Below are 16,120 nucleotides of genomic sequence, written 5' to 3'. Positions count from 1 at the left end.
ACCTCGGCATCCGGGTTACCGCTGCGAAACACGGCGCGTCCACACTGCACGTACAGCACGTACAGCACGTCCTGCCCGTCACGACCCCGAAAGGCCTGTGATCGCCCGACATGTCCGACCTGTTCGAGAACTACGCCACCGACATGGCCGTGGCGGCGGCCTACGACGAGATGTTCACGGCGGACCAGGGGATCCGGCCCGGCTACGACCAGGTGGGCGGGGTGCTGGACGACCTCTCGCTCAGCGACGTCAACACCCGCGCCGACTCCATGGCCCGGTCCTTCCTGGACCGGGGGGTGACCTTCGACTTCGCGGGGGAGGAGCGGCCCTTCCCGCTGGACATCGTGCCGCGGGTGATCACCGCCGGTGAGTGGGACGTCATCGAGCGCGGGGTCAAGCAGCGGGTCCGCGCCCTGGAGTGCTTCCTCGACGACGTCTACGGGGAGCAGCGGGTGGTGGCCGACGGGATCGTGCCGAAGGCGCTGATCACCTCCTCGGCCCACTTCCACCGGGCCGTGTGGGGCTTCCGGCCCCCGGGCGGGGTGCGGATCCACGTGGCGGGCATCGACGTGGTCCGGGACCAGGCGGGCGTGTTCCGGGTCCTCGAGGACAACGTGCGCGTGCCCTCCGGGGTCTCCTACGTGATCGAGAACCGGCGGGCCATGACCAAGGGCCTGCCGGAGGCGTTCATGTCGCAGCCGATCCGCGCCGTGGAGGCCTATCCCCGGCACCTGTACAAGGCGCTGCGGGCGACGGCCCCGGAGGCGGCGGAGGACCCCACGGTGGTGGTCCTCACCCCGGGGGTGTTCAACTCGGCCTACTTCGAGCACACCCTGCTGGCCGGGCTCATGGGGGTGGAGCTCGTGGAGGGCCGCGACCTCGTGGTCCGCGGCGACAAGGTCTACATGCGGACCACCGACGGCGAGCAGCGCGTGGACGTGATCTACAAGCGCATCGACGACGAGTTCGTCGACCCGCTGCACTTCCGCTCGGACTCCGCGCTGGGCTGCTCGGGGCTGGTCAACGCGGCACGGGCCGGCAACGTGACCATCGCCAACGCGATCGGCAACGGCGTGGCCGACGACAAGCTCACCTACTCCTACGTCCCCGACCTCATCCGGTACTACCTCGACGAGGAGCCGGTGCTGCCCAACGTGGACACCTACCGGCTCGAGGAGGACGACGCCCGGGCGTACGTCCTCGAGCACCTGGAGGACCTCGTGGTCAAGCCCGTGGACGGCTCCGGCGGCAAGGGGCTGGTGATCGGCCCCCAGGCCACCGAGGCGGAGCTCCAGGAGCTGCGGGCGAAGGTGCTCGCGGACCCGCGCGGGTGGATCGCCCAGCCGGTGCTGCAGCTGTCCACGGTGCCCACCTTCGCGGAGGGCGGGTTCAGCCCCCGGCACGTGGACCTGCGGCCCTTCGCGGTGAACAGCGGCGACGAGGTCTACGTGCTGCCCGGCGGGCTGACCCGCGTGGCCATGCAGAAGGGATCGCTGATCGTCAACTCCTCGCAGGGCGGCGGCTCGAAGGACACCTGGGTGCTCGGCCAGCCGCAGACCCAGGACCTCGACCCCGGCCAGGCCCCGCCCCAGGACGTCGACTCCTCGGTGCACACGTGGCCGGTCTCCGCGTCCTGGCAGGACGAGGGCGACACCGGACAGCAGCAGCAGCAGCAGCAGGCCGTGACTGCTCCCCGCGCCGCCGGGAGCACGGCCCCGTCCACCACCGCATCCACCACCGACGCGACCCGCACCGGAGAGGGGCCCACATGCTGAGCCGTATTGCCGAGTCCCTGTTCTGGATCGGCCGCTACGTGGAACGGGCCGACGGGGTCGCGCGGATCCTCGACGTGCACCTGGAGCGCATCACGCAGCTGCCCGTGGGCGAGCAGGAGGCCGAGGTGCGCCGCATCATGGCGGTGATGGGCGTGGAGCCCGGGGACGGCGACCACAGCGTCCGGTCGCTGATCCACGAGCTCGCGTGGAACAAGGACTGCCTGACCTCCATCTCGGGCTCCCTGCACGCCGCCCGCGAGAACGCCCGCCGCGCCCGGGAGACCGTGTCCTCGGCCATGTGGGAGTCGCTGAACTCCACCTACTACGGACTGGGCCAGCACCGCCGCGACGTCGTCGGCACCTTCCGCGTCTGCCACTGGACCATCGAGCGGATGGCGACCGTGCGGGGACAGATCCAGATGACCATGTCCCACGACGAGTCCTGGATGTTCCTGTCCCTGGGCGCGGCGATCGAGCGGGCCGACATGACGTCCCGGCTGCTGTGGACCCGGTCGACGTCCACGTCCGGCATGTCGTGGGTGTCGATCCTGCACTGCGCCGGCGGGTACGAGGCCTTCCTGCGCACCCGGTACGGCACGTTCAGCGACGAGTCCGCGACCGAGTTCCTGCTCCTGGACCGGCTCTTCCCGCGCTCGATCCTGCACGCCCTCACCACGGCGGAGGAGATCCTCGTGGGCCTGGAGCCCGGTCTGCAACGGGTCGGCTTCAAGGACGACGCCCGCCGCATCATCGGCGAGGCCCGCACGTCCCTGGAGTTCCACCACGCGCTGGACCTCATCGCGGTGCTGCCCGAGCACCTGAACAACGTCCAGGCCGCGTGCGCCAACGCGTCGGAGGCCGTGAGCACCAAGTACTTCTCGCACGCCGTCGAGGCGTCCTGGTTCGGAGGCATGCTGTGACCCGGCTCAAGATCGACCACGTCACCCGCTACGACTACAACGACAACGTCTCCAAGTCCTACAACGAGGCCCGGATGACCCCCCTCACGGACGACGAGCAGGTCGTGCTCGAGGCGGAGCTCACGCTGAGCCCGGGGATCGCCACGGTCAGCAACTACCGGGACTACTGGGGCACCCGGGTCGCGGCCTTCGACATCCAGGGCCGGCACCGGCACCTGGAGGTCCGCTCCTCGGCCACGGTGGAGGTGCACCGGCGCCCCGGCGACGAGGTCGCGGACGGGCTGAGCTGGGAGGAGCTGGCCACCCCCGAGGTCCTGGACGCGGTCTCCGACTTCGTGCCGCAGACCCCGCTCACCCGGCTGGGGCCCGAGCTCGAGAAGATCGCCGAGGAGATCCGCCGCGAGGCCGCCGATCCGGCGGCGGCGGCCGCCGCGATCTTCCGCGGCATCGCCACGCACATGCAGTACGTCCCGGGGGTCACCGGCGTCCACACGGACGCGGAGGCCGCCTGGCGGGAGGCCAAGGGCGTGTGCCAAGACCTCGCGCACGTGGCCCTCGGCATGATGCGGCACATCGGCATCCCCGCCCGCTACGTCTCCGGCTACCTGCACCCGGACTACGAGGCGGGCATCGGCACGACCGTGCCGGGGGAGTCCCACGCGTGGGTCGAGTGGTGGAACGACCGCTGGTACGCCTACGACCCGACCAACCACACGCAGCTCACCGACTTCCACGTCACGGTGGCCCGCGGCCGCGACTACACCGACGTCACCCCGCTGAAGGGCATGGTCACCGGGGGCGGGGGCACCTCGGGGCTGCAGGTCCAGGTCGAGGTCACCCAGACCGCCTGACGCGGTGCCCGGCGGGCTCCCCTCGGACCCGGTCCCCGGCCACCGCCGCGGCGATCTCGGCCGGAGGGCCGGCGGACGCCGGGCGCCAGGACGTCAGCTCGGCGCGGCCGACGAAGCGCTCGGTGGCTCCCCAGCGCGGGTGGCACGTGGTGAGCGTGAGGATCCGGCTTCCGGCACCGGCAGCGGGGGCCAGGACACGTGTCTCGTCCGGGGCCACCACCTCGCCGCTCCGGTAGGAGTACGTGTAGTAGGCCTCGGCCGTGCGCACGTGGATGCGGTCGCCGGGCCGCAGGGTGTGCACCAGGTCGAGCGCCTTCCCCTTGGACTGCCGGTGGCCGGCGATCGCGAAGTTGCCGGGTTCGCCCGGCATCGCGGTGGACGGGTAGTGCCCCAGTCCCAGGGTGTCGAGCACGCCGGGGTCCGTTCCCTCCGCCAGGGGCCGGGCGTAGTCGTCACCGAACCGCGGGACGTAGACGAGGCCGATCAGCTGCCCGTACGGTGGCCGCGCCGTCACCGGGGGCGTCCCTGCTCCGCCGCCGCCGGCCTCCGTCCCGGGGGCGGATCCCGCCTGCTCGAGCCGGTCGCTCATCGCCAGCACCGCCCGTTCCTGGGCCTGTGCGGCCACGAGGTCCGTCCCCCACAGATGCCACACCGGCACGAGCAGCAGCGCCATCCCCAAGGCCATCAGCACGACCGGTCCTACGGCGCGGCGACGTCCTCCCGCGGCACGGAGGCCTGCGGTCCGGACGCGTGCGTCCGGACCGCGGAGGGCGGTGTCCGGGATCGACGGCACGGTGCCGCCTCAGGCCCGCCTGCGGCGCAGGGCCGCACCCAGCACGAGGAGCAGCGCGCCGAGCCCACCCGCCGGCAGCACGCCGCCGGGCACGCCCGTGTAGGCCAAGGAGTCCGGCTGGGCAGCCGGAACCCGGACGGGGTCGGAGACGGACAGCGCGAGACCGGTCGCCGGCGAGCTCGTGGCGGCGGTGGCTGCGACCGGGACGCCCGGTGCGGCCGAGGGCCGGTCATCGGCGGTCTCCTGGTGCGCCGGCGGGACCACGTGGGCACGGACCGAGCCGGCCGGACGCAGGTCCGCGTCCGCCGGCACTACAGGGTGCACCGGCCTCGGCGACCGGGGGCCGGAGTCCTCGACGCCGGGAGACGTGGGGGTCGGCAACGGGGCGAGGGGGGTCGGCGCAGGGACGGTATCCCGGTCCGGCGGGAGGGGCGCAGACACGGGTCCGTTGGTGCCGCTGCCGGGCGTGGCACCTTCTGAGCCCCGGCCACCGTCGTCCTGGCCGTCGTTGCCCTGGCCGTCGTTGCCCTGTCCGTGGGAGCCCTCGTGGTCGGTACCGGGGGCAGTGCCGTCGGAATCGTGCCCATGGGTGCTGTGGTGTCCCTCACCGGGGTGGGTGCGGTCGGAGCCTTGGGTGCCGTTGCCGTTGTGGCCGTTGCCGGGAGTGGCGCCGTCGTTGCCCTGGCCGTTGTTGCCGTGGCCTCCGTCGTCAGGGGTCGCTCCACCGGTGTCCTGACCGTCGTTGCCCTGTCCGTCGGAGCCCTCGTGGTCGGTGCCGGGGGCCGTGCCGTCGGAATCGTGCCCATCGGTGCCGTGGTGTCCCTCACCGGGGTCGGTGCCGACGGAGCCCTGGGTGCCGTTGCCGTTGTGGCCGTTGCCGGGAGTGGCGCCGTCGGAGCCCTGGCCGCCGTTGCCCTGGGTGCCGTTGCCGTTGTGGCCGTTGCCGGGAGTGGCGCCGTCGGAGCCCTGGCCGTCGTTGCCCTGGGTGCCGTTGCCGTTGTGGCCGTTGCCGGGAGTGGCGCCGTCGGAGCCCTGGCCGTCGTTGCCCTGGGTGCCGTTGCCGTTGTGGCCGTTGCCGGGAGTGGCGCCGTCGGAGCCCTGGCCGTCGTTGCCCTGGGTGCCGTTGCCGTTGTGGCCGTTGCCGGGAGTGGCGCCGTCGGAGCCCTGGCCGCCGTTGCCCTGGGTGCCGTTGCCTGCAGCCGTCGTCGTCCACGGGGCCGGCGCTGCGGAGGCGGAGGCCGGTACGATCCGCTGTCCGGGTCCGGGGCCCAGATCGGTGGCAAGAGCACCCGTGAAGCCGCAGAAGGTCAGGGCGGTGGCGGTGGGGGCGACGAGCAGCGCTCGGCGGAGGGAGGGGTTCATGGTGATCTCCGAGGGGTGAGAGACGGTGTTCTGGATCGGTTCTCACCGTAGGGAAATCACATGACATTGCATGTAGGCAGAAGTGCCTCGGATCTGCGCTGTCCCCCGTGCTGTCGATGGCGGATGCTGTGCCTCTGACCTGGGGGGACGCCGTTCCGGTGAATTCGGGTGCCCGGACCGGGATCGATTCCTGTCCCTCGTTCTGGTCCGCTGGTGCGGGCCGTGTCCCCGGAAGTGTGCGGCCTCGGTGCTCTCGGCGCCCGGGATGTGACGGGCCGCGAAGAGACGGCGTCACCGCACCACGGGGGACGCGGTGCGGTGACGCCGTCGAACGCCGGCTTTCGGGGGCCGGAGCGGTCAGCTCTCGAAGCGGAAGTTCTTCGGGGCCACCGTGAGCCCGGAGGGCGTCACCGTCAGGCCCCGGGCCCGGTCCTGCTCCGCGTCCACCCCGACCTTCACACCGGGGGGCACCACCACGTTCTTGTCGAGGATGCACCGCTCCACGACGGCGCCCTCGCCGACCTCCACGTTGGGCAGCAGGATGGACTGGTTGACGGTGGCGTCGTTGTGCACGAGGACCTTGGGGGAGAGGATCGACTCGCTCACGCGCCCGCCCGTGACGAGGACGCCGCGAGAGAGGATGGAGTCCGTGGCGATCCCGCCCTCGCCCCGCGGGCCGCGCACCAGCTTGGCCGGCGGCGCCTGGATCTCGTGGGTGTAGAGCGGCCAGGCGTAGTTGTACAGGTTGAACACCGGCAGCGGGCGGATCAGGTCCATGTGGGAGTCGTAGTACGAGTCCAGGGTGCCGACGTCCCGCCAGTACTGCCGGTCCCGCTCGGTGGAGCCCGGGACGTCGTTGTTCGTGAAGTCGTAGACGGCCGCCTCGCCGCGGTCCGCGAACCAGGGCATGATGTCGCCGCCCATGTCGTGGCTGGTGCCCTCCTTCGACTCGTCGGCCCGCAGGGCCTCGATGAGCGCGTCGGTGTCGAAGACGTAGTTGCCCATCGACGCGAAGAACGCGTTGGGGTCGTCCGGGAGGGGCGCGGTGCTCTCGGGCTTCTCGACGAACCGGGTGATCCTGGTGACGTCGTCGGGGTCCGTCTCGATCACGCCGAAGGACGTCACCATCTCCATCGGCTGGCGCACGCCGGCCACGGTGGCGCGGGCCCCGGACTCGATGTGGAAGTCGACCATCGCCGAGAAGTCCATCCGGTACACGTGGTCGGCGCCGACCACCACCACGATGTCGGGCTTCGCGTCGTCGATGAGGTTCATCGACTGGAAGATGGCGTTGGCGGAGCCCAGGAACCACTCCTTGCCCCGTCGCTGCTGCGCCGGGACGGTCGCCACGTAGTTGCCCAGCTGGGTGGACAGGCGCCAGGTCTGCGAGACGTGCTGGTCCAGGGAGTGGGACTTGTACTGGGTGAGCACCACGACCTGGAGGTAGCCCGAGTTCACGATGTTGGACAGCGCGAAGTCGATGAGCCGGTAGCCGCCCGCGAAGGGCACCGCGGGCTTGGCCCGGTCCTCGGTGAGCGGCATCAGGCGCTTGCCCTCGCCTCCGGCCAGGACGATCGCGAGTACCTTCTTACGGTGCGGCATGGGAACCTCTCTGACTTCTTCGGCAATCGGGCGCAACAACTCCGCCTCGCGGCGCGGAACCACTCGACAGGCGCCTTCATTGTGTCTTAACAGCCGCGAAGGGGGGTGACCGACCGCACAGGAGTCGGGATGTGTCACCCCGCGCACGGCGTGGCGTCCCCGGCGGCAGGTTCCCCGTGGCGGCGGGGTGTTCCTGCAGTACGCTCGGAACCGTGCGAGCAGATATCTTGTCCAAGGAGTTCCCGCCCGAGATCTACGGCGGCGCCGGAGTCCACGTGTCCGAGCTCTCGCGGGTCCTGGCCCCGCTCGTCGACCTGAGGGTGCGGTGCTTCGGCGCTCCGCGTGAACCACGGGTCAACGGCGTCGAGGTCCAGGCGTACCCCGTGCCCGCGGAACTGGCCGACGCCAACGCGGCGATCCAGACGCTGGGGGTGGACCTCGCCATGGTCGGCGACATCGCCGGCGCCGACCTGGTGCACTCCCACACCTGGTACGCCAACATGGCCGGGCACCTCGCATCGCTGATGCACGGCATCCCGCACGTGCTCTCCGCCCACTCCCTGGAGCCCCTGCGGCCCTGGAAGGCCGAGCAGCTCGGCGGCGGGTACGCGGTGTCCTCCTTCGTGGAGAAGACCGCCTACGAGTCGGCCGCGGCGATCATCGCCGTCTCCGACGGGATGCGCCAGGACATCCTGCGGTCCTACCCGGACGTCGATCCCGACCGGGTCCGGACCGTGCACAACGGCATCGACGTCAGCCAGTGGGTGCGCGATGAGAACACCGACGTGCTCGAGTCCTACGGCATCGACCCCGCCAGGCCCTCCGTGGCGTTCGTGGGCCGCGTCACCCGGCAGAAGGGCGTGCCGTTCCTGCTGCGCGCCGCGGCCCGGCTGCCCGAGGACGTGCAGCTGGTGCTGTGTGCCGGCGCCGCCGACACCCCGGAGCTCGGCGCCGAGGTCAACGCGCTCATCGACGACCTCAGGGCCACCCGGTCCGGGGTGGTGCTCATCGAGAAGATGCTGCCGCGCCGCGAGATCGTCCAGATCCTCTCCGGGGCCACGGCGTTCGCCTGCCCGTCCGTCTACGAGCCGCTCGGGATCGTCAACCTCGAGGCCATGGCCTGCGGCACCGCCGTGGTCGCCTCCGCCACGGGCGGCATCCCCGAGGTCGTCGTCGACGGCGAGACCGGGCGGCTGGTCGAGATCGAGCAGGCCCAGGACGGCACCGGCACTCCGGTGGACCCGGAGAAGTTCGTGGCCGACTTCGCGGCCGCACTGACCGAGGTGGTCTCCGACCCGGAGCGCGCCCGGGCGATGGGCGCCGCCGGCCGGCGCCGCGCCGAGGAGCACTTCGCGTGGGAGTCCATCGCCGAGCGGACCGTGGAGGTCTACCGCTCCGTGCTGTGAAGTCCCGCGCGGCACCGGCGGCCAGCGTGGCCGGCGGCGCCGCGCGGGAGAGGCGGCGGCCACCGTGGGCCCGTGGGAGCACGGGGCGGCGGCGGCCGCCGCCGGCACAGGTGAGGGGGGTCCCCGGCCACCCCGAGAGCCTGCGTCGCCGGCGGGGACGGGGGCACCCCGGCGGCTCGGACGCTTCTCCCGAGCGAGCATCGTCCCAGGTCAGCTGGACAATCCAGGAGATGCTCAGGACACATTCAACCGCATGCCGGGTCGTGGCGGAAGCCGGGAACGCACCTACCGACGAGTTTTCATCTTTTTTTTCGGCGCCGCCCCGCCGGCGGCCCGGGAGCCGCGCCGATGTGAACCGCGGGCCCGCATGTGGTAACTTATTTTCTGTTGCGTTCAGGGAGAGCGGCCGGAAACGGCACGACGTTCCACCTGGATCCACTCGCGCGGGTGGCGGAATAGGCAGACGCGCTAGCTTGAGGTGCTAGTCCTCGTATTAGAGGGTGGGGGTTCAAGTCCCCCCTCGCGCACAGAGAACGGCCCGGTCAGGCCGAAGACGGCAGCCCCGTCGTTGACAGGAATAAGAATCCTGTCGACGGCGGGGCTCTTGTCATCGCCATCGCAAGCAAGAGGTGCGCACCATCGCGGAGAGCATCGATCCGCGCTGGTCAGGCTTGATCCACCTGCTGGCCCACTCGGGGCTGCGCTACGCCGGAGCCACGGCCCTGCGCCCAGTCGATGTCACAACAGCCGACGACCACTCGACTCTCCGTATCAGCCGCGCGTGGAAACGGACCGCCAACGATGAGCAGATCGGCACGCCGAAGTCCCCGCGTTCCCGCTGCCACGTCACGCCCCACAGGGAGGTCGCGTCGCGGGCCTCGAGCAGCTGCGGCAGCACGACGTCGGCGGTGAACAGCTGGCAGGTGGAGTGGGAGGAGTCGGTGGCCGTGGCGTGGTGCGCGGATCGTCAGTTCCGGCACCGCGCGGTCGGTGCGCCACCTCGTGGTCGCGCCTTCGATGGCTGCAATCAGGGTGCCGCGGTGGCCGGGGTCGGACAGGTCGGCCTGGCGAACGACGACCAGGACGTCCACGGGGCCGGTGGCACGGGTGCAGTGCGTGTGGATCGCGACGTGCTCCAGGCGCCCCTGCCAGTCGGTGGTGCCCAGGCCGGCGTCGACCAGCTCTGTGACGAGTTCGGGGTAGTCCTCCGCGCAGCTCGGTGCCGCGCGGCGGGATACGGGACGCCCCAGCTGGGAGTAGAGGACCCGGGCGGGGTCGCCGAGCTGGTCGGGGCGGATCAGCGGGTAGTCGGGCGCGGCGGGCGTCCGGGTCGTCATGGCGTCCAGGTGTGCGGACGCGCCCCGGCGAGCGACCGGGTCATCGATTCATGAAGTAGCCCCAGTCGGCGGCCTGGTGGAGGTGGGCGTCGGTGAAGCCGGGGTGGTGCTCGCGCAGCTGCTGGACCTGCCGGCCGTTGTCGTCGGGGTAGTACGCGCAGCTCCAGCCTTCTCCGATGAGGGCGTCGGAGCGCTTGACCGCCTCGTCGATCTGCTCGCGGTCGAACAGGTCTCCCAACGCCTCAGAGAGGTTGATCGGACCCAGCCCGTACTCCCCGATGTGGCCGGAGAACCGGCAGTTGAAGTAGTGCAGCTCGAAGACGGCGTTGAGCGCATCCAGCAGACGGGCCTCGGCGATGTCCTTGGCGCGGCGAGCGGCCACCCTGGCCTTGGCCTCCTCGATGCCGGACAGGGTAGCGTCCAGCTGGGTCTCGTAGCGCTCGGGCGGAAAGCCGCCGATGGTCTCTCGCATGTGTTTCAGCGCCCCGGCGCGGTCGGTCCTGCCTTCGGCCATCCGGGTGCCGTTGAACCAGGCGGCCGCGTACAGGCTGGACTCGCGCTGGTCCTCGGTCAGCACCCGGGGCGAGGGCGTGCGACGCGGCGGTGGGGTCGTGGGCAGTCTCAGGACAGGCGTGGGGGCCGGCCTCTGGTTGTGCGCCCGGCGCCGGCCCAGGAGAAGTCCAAGGCCAGAACCGAGTCCGACGCCGGCGGCGATCCACGACAGCGTCCCGGTGAACGCCCAGAGGGCCACACCGATCCCGAGCCCGATGAGCAGGCCCTTCTGGTGCGGGGCCAGGGAGCTCCAGGCGTCCTCCTTGAAGATGCGTCGACGGGTCATCGGTTCGCACCTCGGCGCAGGATGAACCCGCTGGCAGCACACGCGACGAGCACCGTGGTGCAGACCCAGAAAGCCGTCGTGCCACCGCCGTACATGTCGTCCGCCACCGTGGTCCCCGGGTCGGCGCGCACCCGGTAGTGACAGATCAGGCGTGGCGGAAGGACCGAGAACTCGGCGGTGCCGGTGGGATACAGGGTGCCGAAGCCGGCGGGAGGGGAGACGCAGGCGTTGGTGGCACCCTCGTGGATCAGGGCAATGAATTGGACCTCTACCATGGCCATGGTGACCAGCGCCAGCACCGCCACGATGAACACGACGAAGATCTTGTCGCTGTCCTGGCGGGCCGGTGGCGGCGGAACGCGCTCCACCTTTCGGCGGTCACGCCCTTCCGGCTGTTCAGAATGCTGCACGACGCGCTCGCAGAAGCGTGGCAGCGGCCACGAAGACGAGGCCGACGACGATGATGAACCCGTGCAGGCCGCCGGCCGTCTCGGTGAGCACGACGGGCACCGCGGCGAGGAGCACTGCGACCCAAACGAGTCGTGCCACCCGAATACGGGAGGGGAGCACCTCGTGTCCACGCAGCACCGGGCCCGCGGTCCCGGCCAGAGAGAGCAGGACGATCGTGAGGATTCCCGGTCCCAGCAGCGGGGACGCTTCGAGCGGCGGGTCAGTATCCACCGGTGCCCCGCATAGGAAGCGCAGGGCTGGTGCGGTGCAGCTGGAAGAGGGTGAAGGCGGAGACGACCGCGAGCACCCCCACGATCGCCACGGCGAAGAGCGCGCCGGACAGCGCGGCGGGGATCATCGGGAGGACGGAGAGCACGGACACCAGGGCGATCACTCCGGCGGCGGTGCGCCGGCCGGGGTCTACGGGGCGGACCCCACGCATGATCGGCCAGATGAGGGTCAGCTGGGCCACGATCATCCCGGCGGGGATGCCCAGACCAATGATGAAGTAGCCGGCGCCGAACAGGATCAGGGGGATGTTCTCCACGACGAGGTCTTTCGGTCAGGGTGTCGGAGGTGTGTGGGGCAGCCGGCGCAGGCGCACCAGAGTGAGCACTGCCGGGATGGTCAGCCCGCCGAGCAGCAGCAGCCCGAAGACGCCCAGGAACCAGGCCATGAGCAGCAGCGGCGCCGCGGCGATGAGCGAGAGGATCGCCAGCACGGTCGCCGCGGTCCGCCGGCGTTCGGTGACCGCCTCCCGGCGCAGGATCGGGGCGTCGACGATGAGCGCGGCGATGATCAGCACGGGGTAGCCCACCAGCGGTAGGGCGAACATCAGCGCCTCGAGCGCCCAGACGGTCTCCTGTTCCATGGCGGCTCTCCTACCCGTCTCCGGGCGCCGGGAGGCTGCCGCGAGGTCCGGCCGCAGGTGCGCGGCCCACCTGGATGAGGGTAGCGGCCGCCGAGGCGACCAATGCGGTCATCAGCGCGATCCCGTAGACCCCGAGGTCCAGGACCCAGCCGATGAGCTGGAACGCCCAGAACAGGCACAGCAGCGAGAAAATGACCGCTGCGGTCCGACGCCCGGCGCTGACCGGCTGCCGCCGACGAAAGACCGGGGCGGCGACGGAGATCAGAGCGACGAGCAGCGCGGGGCCGATCAGGTACGGGAGGAGGAAGATCAGTTCGAAGATCGTCTCGATGGTCGCGTTGTCGCCCATGGGGCCTTCCGGTCAGGGTGCGCTGGAGAGGCGCTGTTGATCAGAATCTAGCGGTGGAGCGGTCGTTCAGGAGGGAACTGGGGCTTCGAGCCGGGTGATGCGGGCGAGGCGCTCAGGGCCGGGTCCGGGCCTGGGCGGTGTAGAACCGGCCGAAGAACCCGGGGGACAGGGTCGGGTCAGCGCAGGATGCAGCCGCGGTGCGGGCCGGCGTGGGTGGAGTGCAGGGTGCAGCAGTAGTCGGTGTGGTTGTAGGCCAGGAACTCCTACTCGGCCTCCAGCTTCTCGATCGGCAGGAAGTCACCCACCTTCTGCGTCATGCCGCCGGGGGAGTGGACGAGAGCGACCCGGCGGCCGGAGCGTCGCCCGGTGAGGATCCGGTGGTCGACGAGGTAATTGAGCTTCTCCTCCAGGTCGTGGAAGAACACGGTGTTCTCGTTGATGTGCTGGAGGAAGTACTGCCGGGCGGCCTAGCCCTCGGCGTCGAACTGGATGCGGTGGTGGGGGTGGTGCGGTCGGTCATCTGAGACGTGAGAACGCAGCCTGTGGGACGATGTACGAAAGCGAACCGCGCACGTGGGAGTGGTCGATGGCGTCACCGCCGACGCCCTGACGTCGACCCGCCAAAGCCTCGGGTGCGCCAGAAGGAGATCCACGATGCAGAAGATCAACACACCGACCCTGGTGGCCTCGGGCGGCCTCGCCGCGCTGCTGCTGCTGAGCGGGTGCGGTGCCGAAGAGGCGTCGTCGTCGACCCCCACGGCCACAGTCACCGTCACCGAGGACACCTCCGAGGCGGACCAACGGGTGGCCGATGCGGAGGCCAAGGCTCAGGAGGCCGAGGAGCGCGCCGCGGAAGCGGAGCAGCGCGCCGAGGAGGCGGAGGCGGAAGCCGAGGCCAAGGCAGCGGCAGAGGCCGAAGCGGAAGCCAAGGCCGCCGAGAAGGCCGAGGAGGCAGCGCAGCCGGAGCCGCCGGCTCCGGAGCCGAAGGCCGACCAGTCGGGGTTGACGCTGGCGCAGCAGAACGCGGTGCGCTCGGCCCAGAGCTACCTCGACTTCACCGCGTTCTCGCGGTCCGGGCTCATCGATCAGCTGGTCTTCGAGGACTACTCGACCGAGGACGCGACCGTGGCCGTCGACAGCCTCACGATCGACTACAACGCCCAGGCCGCGAAGGCCGCCCAGAACTACCTCGACTTCTCCGGCTTCTCCCGCGGGGGCCTCATCGAGCAGCTGATGTTCGAGGGGTACACCGCCGAGCAGGCGACGTACGGGGTGGATCAGGTCGGGCTCTGAGACGCCGACCTGCGGGGTGCCGGCACTCCGCGCGATGACGCTGACAACCAACCTGCCGGCTGGCGACATCACGACGGCGAGGTGATGATCGATGCTCGATGACGATCCGAGCCTCGGCGAGGGCTAGAGCCCTGGTCTCGGCCGGGGTCGTCTTCGGGGGAGACTCGAACCATGGCTGATTCCGAGCACGACCCGCACCCCGATCCGGACGACGTGCTGGACGCGCTGCAGGTGCCCGGTGAGGTCGTCGAGAAGTCGAACCTGGCTGACCGGCGCCCGGACGTGAACCGGTTGCGCGCGGTGCACACGGGGGAGGGGGCGGCGACCCTCTACGTCGGCTGGCCGGAGAACTCCGACACCCTCGCGCTGCCGGCGCGGATCTACGAGCAGGCGCGTGCGTTCGCTCAGGCGACCAAGCGGGAGGATCGGCTGCTGGAGGCGCCGGCGGTGGAGGTCGAGGTGATCGTCTTCGCCCCGGGCCCGGAGCTCGACGAGCCGTCGGTGGCGGTGCTGATGGACCTGTCGGATCTGCCGCTGGCGCAGATCGAGATGCACTTCGCCGGTTTGGAGACGGACGAGGAGACCCTCGACTGGTTCATCGGCGTGGTGGTCGCGGGGGCTTGGAAGCTCGTGGAAATGGGCCTCTGACGAGGTTCCCGGAGTTCTTCGGGGGTCACATGCTACGGACAGGCTTCAGAGCCGTCGGCCCGTGCTCCGATCCTCGCGGGGGGAGTTCTGCACCCAAGGCATCTCGAACATGTGGACCATCGAGTCGAGGTACTTCTCCCAGATCTGCGGGTGGCGTGGGTCGTGGCGCCTGGATCGGAAGATCGGTTCGTGCTATCGCGTACCGCCCACGTCAGCCCGAGCCTGGGCGCGGGCGAGCCCGGGAAGCGCACACGGCGCCCATCAGTCCTTGCGCTTGCCCATCACGTCCTCCTCGGTGCCCCGACGATCCGCAGGCCCGGCACGTCCTCGGCCACCCGATAGGCGACCGCCCGCCACCACCGGGCGGTGGGCGGCAAGGGTGCGCCCGGCAGGTCGAGGCCCGGCATGTCGGCGTCGCGGTCGTAGACCTCGAAAACCGGGTCGGGCCCGGCGTGCTCGAGCAGGTGAGCCGCCAGCTGGTCGGCGACCTCGGCGGTGTACGCCTCGATCCGCTCGACGTCATCGCGCACCCCGTCGGGGATGGGCCGGCGGCCGGACTCCCAGTCGTCGACCGAGCGCAGACCGACGTTCAGCGCCTCGGCGAGCTGCTCTCGCGACAGGCCCAGGGCCTCGCGCACGACCCTCAGCTCGATCGGCGTCATCCGCCCGTCGGCCGGCACCTGCACCACGGGGAGCGGCTGCGGACGGGTCTGCGCCCAGGCGGCCAGGTCCTCGCTCATGAGCTCTTCACCGTCTCCCCGGTGTCGTCGTCGGGGTGGGCGGCGCCGAAGGCCCAGTTCCACGGGGTGGTCAGGAAGTCGTAGGCGTCCTGCGGGAAGCCGTCGGCGTCGATCAAGTCCCGGGCGGCGAGGGCGATCAGGGCGTGGGCCACGGGCATCTGAAAGCTGGTGGCGGTGGCTGCGGCGGCGTGCTCCAGGGCGTCCCCGGACGGCGGCGTGGAATCGGGGCGGGTGTGCCGGTGCATCTGCAGGAACAGGTCGGTGGCGATCGCCTGGGACAGGTTCCGCCAAGAACCCAGGACGAGATCCAGAGGATTCTGGCGTCCGGCGGCGGCCGCGGCGCTGACGGCCAGCTTCACCGCGGCCAGGCCGAGCGCGTCGTAGTCGACCTCGACGGGGGTGTTGTCGGTGACGAACTTCTGGTGGAGCTCGGACGCCTTGCGCAGCGCCTGCGACTCGTCGAGCCCGATGTCGGCCGCCTTCTCGAAGACGGCCTGGACCTGCGGGCCCTGGGGCCCGGCCGCGGCGGCGAGAATCTCGGGGGTCTGCCAGGTGGGGGTGCTCATCGCACGGTGCTCCTCGGGGAGTCGGAGGCGGTGAGCGACGTCTTCGCCCGGTGCCTGATGGTCGCACCGTAGCAGGCGTGCCAACGGCGACAACAGAACCTGCAGGAGCAGGGACGCGTCGGGCCGCCTTCGTTGCTCGAGCCCGAGGATCGCCCGATCGATGGCCTCAAAACGTTCTGGGCAACCATAGGAGGCGCGAACCTTCAGCGCGTCCTCGGCGTTGAAGCCGTCAGGGCCCGCCAGCCCACGGCAAACCTCGCCGTCCAGGTCGGAACCGAGCCGGCCCAGCGGGAGCGGGCCCATCCCGGAGAGCATGTTC

General features: G+C 70.8%; 18 protein-coding genes, 1 tRNA gene and 1 pseudogene. 8 read left to right on the top strand and 12 right to left on the bottom strand.

All coding sequences use genetic code 11. The features are described from left to right. Positions 1 to 110: 110 nt before the first annotated feature. The 3 genes from RCG67_RS06795 to RCG67_RS06785 are packed head-to-tail and all read left to right on the top strand — an operon-like array spanning position 111 to position 3,546. On the top strand, positions 111 to 1,775 hold the full coding sequence (locus RCG67_RS06795) for a circularly permuted type 2 ATP-grasp protein (RefSeq protein WP_368825405.1): 1,665 nt from the start codon (positions 111 to 113) through the stop codon (positions 1,773 to 1,775). Beyond that, on the top strand, positions 1,769 to 2,695 hold the full coding sequence (locus RCG67_RS06790) for an alpha-E domain-containing protein (protein ID WP_058874995.1): 927 nt from the start codon (positions 1,769 to 1,771) through the stop codon (positions 2,693 to 2,695). Before RCG67_RS06795 ends, RCG67_RS06790 begins: the two co-directional genes overlap by 7 nt. Continuing rightward, positions 2,692 to 3,546 (top strand): transglutaminase family protein, encoded by an 855-nt coding sequence (locus RCG67_RS06785; RefSeq protein WP_368825404.1) that lies wholly within the window; start codon positions 2,692 to 2,694, stop codon positions 3,544 to 3,546. Before RCG67_RS06790 ends, RCG67_RS06785 begins: the two co-directional genes overlap by 4 nt. Here RCG67_RS06785 and RCG67_RS06780 read toward each other — a convergent pair. The 3 genes from RCG67_RS06780 to glgC all read right to left on the bottom strand — a co-directional run bounded on the left by RCG67_RS06780 (position 3,530) and on the right by glgC (position 7,303). Beyond that, entirely contained in the window at positions 3,530 to 4,231 is a 702-nt protein-coding gene (locus tag RCG67_RS06780) for a class E sortase (protein ID WP_368825562.1), read from the bottom strand. The two genes, RCG67_RS06785 and RCG67_RS06780, sit on opposite strands and share 17 nt — an antisense overlap. Before the next feature lie 117 nt (positions 4,232 to 4,348). Then, positions 4,349 to 5,701, bottom strand: coding sequence for a hypothetical protein (locus RCG67_RS06775; protein WP_368825403.1), 1,353 nt, complete (start codon positions 5,699 to 5,701; stop codon positions 4,349 to 4,351). Positions 5,702 to 6,058: 357 nt separating this feature from the next. Beyond that, on the bottom strand, positions 6,059 to 7,303 hold the full coding sequence (gene glgC, locus RCG67_RS06770) for a glucose-1-phosphate adenylyltransferase (RefSeq protein WP_368825402.1): 1,245 nt from the start codon (positions 7,301 to 7,303) through the stop codon (positions 6,059 to 6,061). 212 nt (positions 7,304 to 7,515) lie between these two features. Here glgC and glgA point away from each other — a divergent pair, with 212 nt between their 5' ends. The 3 genes from glgA (at position 7,516) to RCG67_RS06755 (ending at position 10,100) form a co-directional block, all read left to right on the top strand. Further along, a complete protein-coding gene (glgA, locus tag RCG67_RS06765; protein ID WP_058874990.1) occupies positions 7,516 to 8,709 on the top strand; it encodes a glycogen synthase in 1,194 nt (397 codons plus the stop codon). A 441-nt stretch (positions 8,710 to 9,150) separates the two neighbouring features. Beyond that, a tRNA-Leu gene (locus RCG67_RS06760) sits at positions 9,151 to 9,236 on the top strand. A gap of 102 nt (positions 9,237 to 9,338) precedes the next feature. Beyond that, positions 9,339 to 10,100: a site-specific integrase gene (locus tag RCG67_RS06755; RefSeq protein ID WP_368825401.1), complete on the top strand. Its 762-nt coding sequence runs from the start codon at positions 9,339 to 9,341 to the stop codon at positions 10,098 to 10,100. On the opposite strand, the gene RCG67_RS06750 is transcribed toward RCG67_RS06755, so the two are convergent. The 7 genes and pseudogenes from RCG67_RS06750 to RCG67_RS06720 form a co-directional block, all read right to left on the bottom strand. After that, the gene (locus RCG67_RS06750) at positions 10,087 to 10,884 is read right to left on the bottom strand and encodes a hypothetical protein (protein ID WP_368825400.1); all 798 of its coding nucleotides are present in this window, start codon (positions 10,882 to 10,884) and stop codon (positions 10,087 to 10,089) included. The genes RCG67_RS06755 and RCG67_RS06750 overlap by 14 nt on opposite strands. Next, the gene (locus RCG67_RS06745; protein WP_368825399.1) at positions 10,881 to 11,294 is read right to left on the bottom strand and encodes a hypothetical protein; all 414 of its coding nucleotides are present in this window, start codon (positions 11,292 to 11,294) and stop codon (positions 10,881 to 10,883) included. Before RCG67_RS06745 ends, RCG67_RS06750 begins: the two co-directional genes overlap by 4 nt. Further along, the gene (locus RCG67_RS06740) at positions 11,281 to 11,433 is read right to left on the bottom strand and encodes a hypothetical protein (protein ID WP_368825398.1); all 153 of its coding nucleotides are present in this window, start codon (positions 11,431 to 11,433) and stop codon (positions 11,281 to 11,283) included. Before RCG67_RS06740 ends, RCG67_RS06745 begins: the two co-directional genes overlap by 14 nt. A gap of 121 nt (positions 11,434 to 11,554) precedes the next feature. Continuing rightward, positions 11,555 to 11,881: a hypothetical protein gene (locus RCG67_RS06735; RefSeq protein WP_368825397.1), complete on the bottom strand. Its 327-nt coding sequence runs from the start codon at positions 11,879 to 11,881 to the stop codon at positions 11,555 to 11,557. Between the two features lie 15 nt (positions 11,882 to 11,896). Beyond that, entirely contained in the window at positions 11,897 to 12,205 is a 309-nt protein-coding gene (locus RCG67_RS06730; protein ID WP_368825396.1) for a hypothetical protein, read from the bottom strand. A gap of 10 nt (positions 12,206 to 12,215) precedes the next feature. Then, positions 12,216 to 12,554 carry a hypothetical protein gene (locus tag RCG67_RS06725; protein ID WP_368825395.1) on the bottom strand — a complete coding sequence of 113 codons (339 nt, stop codon included), beginning with the start codon at positions 12,552 to 12,554 and terminating at the stop codon, positions 12,216 to 12,218. Between the two features lie 374 nt (positions 12,555 to 12,928). Beyond that, a pseudogene (locus RCG67_RS06720) lies at positions 12,929 to 13,045 on the bottom strand (hypothetical protein); the annotation flags it as partial. A gap of 163 nt (positions 13,046 to 13,208) precedes the next feature. On the opposite strand from RCG67_RS06720, the gene RCG67_RS06715 reads away from it, so the two are divergent. Next, entirely contained in the window at positions 13,209 to 13,847 is a 639-nt protein-coding gene (locus tag RCG67_RS06715) for an Ltp family lipoprotein (RefSeq protein WP_368825394.1), read from the top strand. 171 nt (positions 13,848 to 14,018) lie between these two features. Continuing rightward, positions 14,019 to 14,495: a hypothetical protein gene (locus tag RCG67_RS06710; protein WP_368825393.1), complete on the top strand. Its 477-nt coding sequence runs from the start codon at positions 14,019 to 14,021 to the stop codon at positions 14,493 to 14,495. A gap of 281 nt (positions 14,496 to 14,776) precedes the next feature. On the opposite strand, the gene RCG67_RS06705 is transcribed toward RCG67_RS06710, so the two are convergent. Beyond that, positions 14,777 to 15,235 carry a helix-turn-helix domain-containing protein gene (locus RCG67_RS06705; protein ID WP_368825392.1) on the bottom strand — a complete coding sequence of 153 codons (459 nt, stop codon included), beginning with the start codon at positions 15,233 to 15,235 and terminating at the stop codon, positions 14,777 to 14,779. Next, complete coding sequence (locus RCG67_RS06700; protein ID WP_368825391.1) at positions 15,232 to 15,801, bottom strand: hypothetical protein; 570 nt, start codon at positions 15,799 to 15,801, stop codon at positions 15,232 to 15,234. The genes RCG67_RS06705 and RCG67_RS06700 overlap by 4 nt, the downstream gene beginning before the upstream one ends. Between the last annotated feature and the right edge of the window lie 319 nt (positions 15,802 to 16,120).

This window comes from Kocuria cellulosilytica (assembly GCF_040981245.1).
GTDB classification, from domain to species: Bacteria; Actinomycetota; Actinomycetes; order Actinomycetales; family Micrococcaceae; genus Kocuria; species Kocuria cellulosilytica.
Note: the sequence above shows the minus strand (reverse complement) of the source record. Positions and strands in the feature narration are given on the sequence as shown.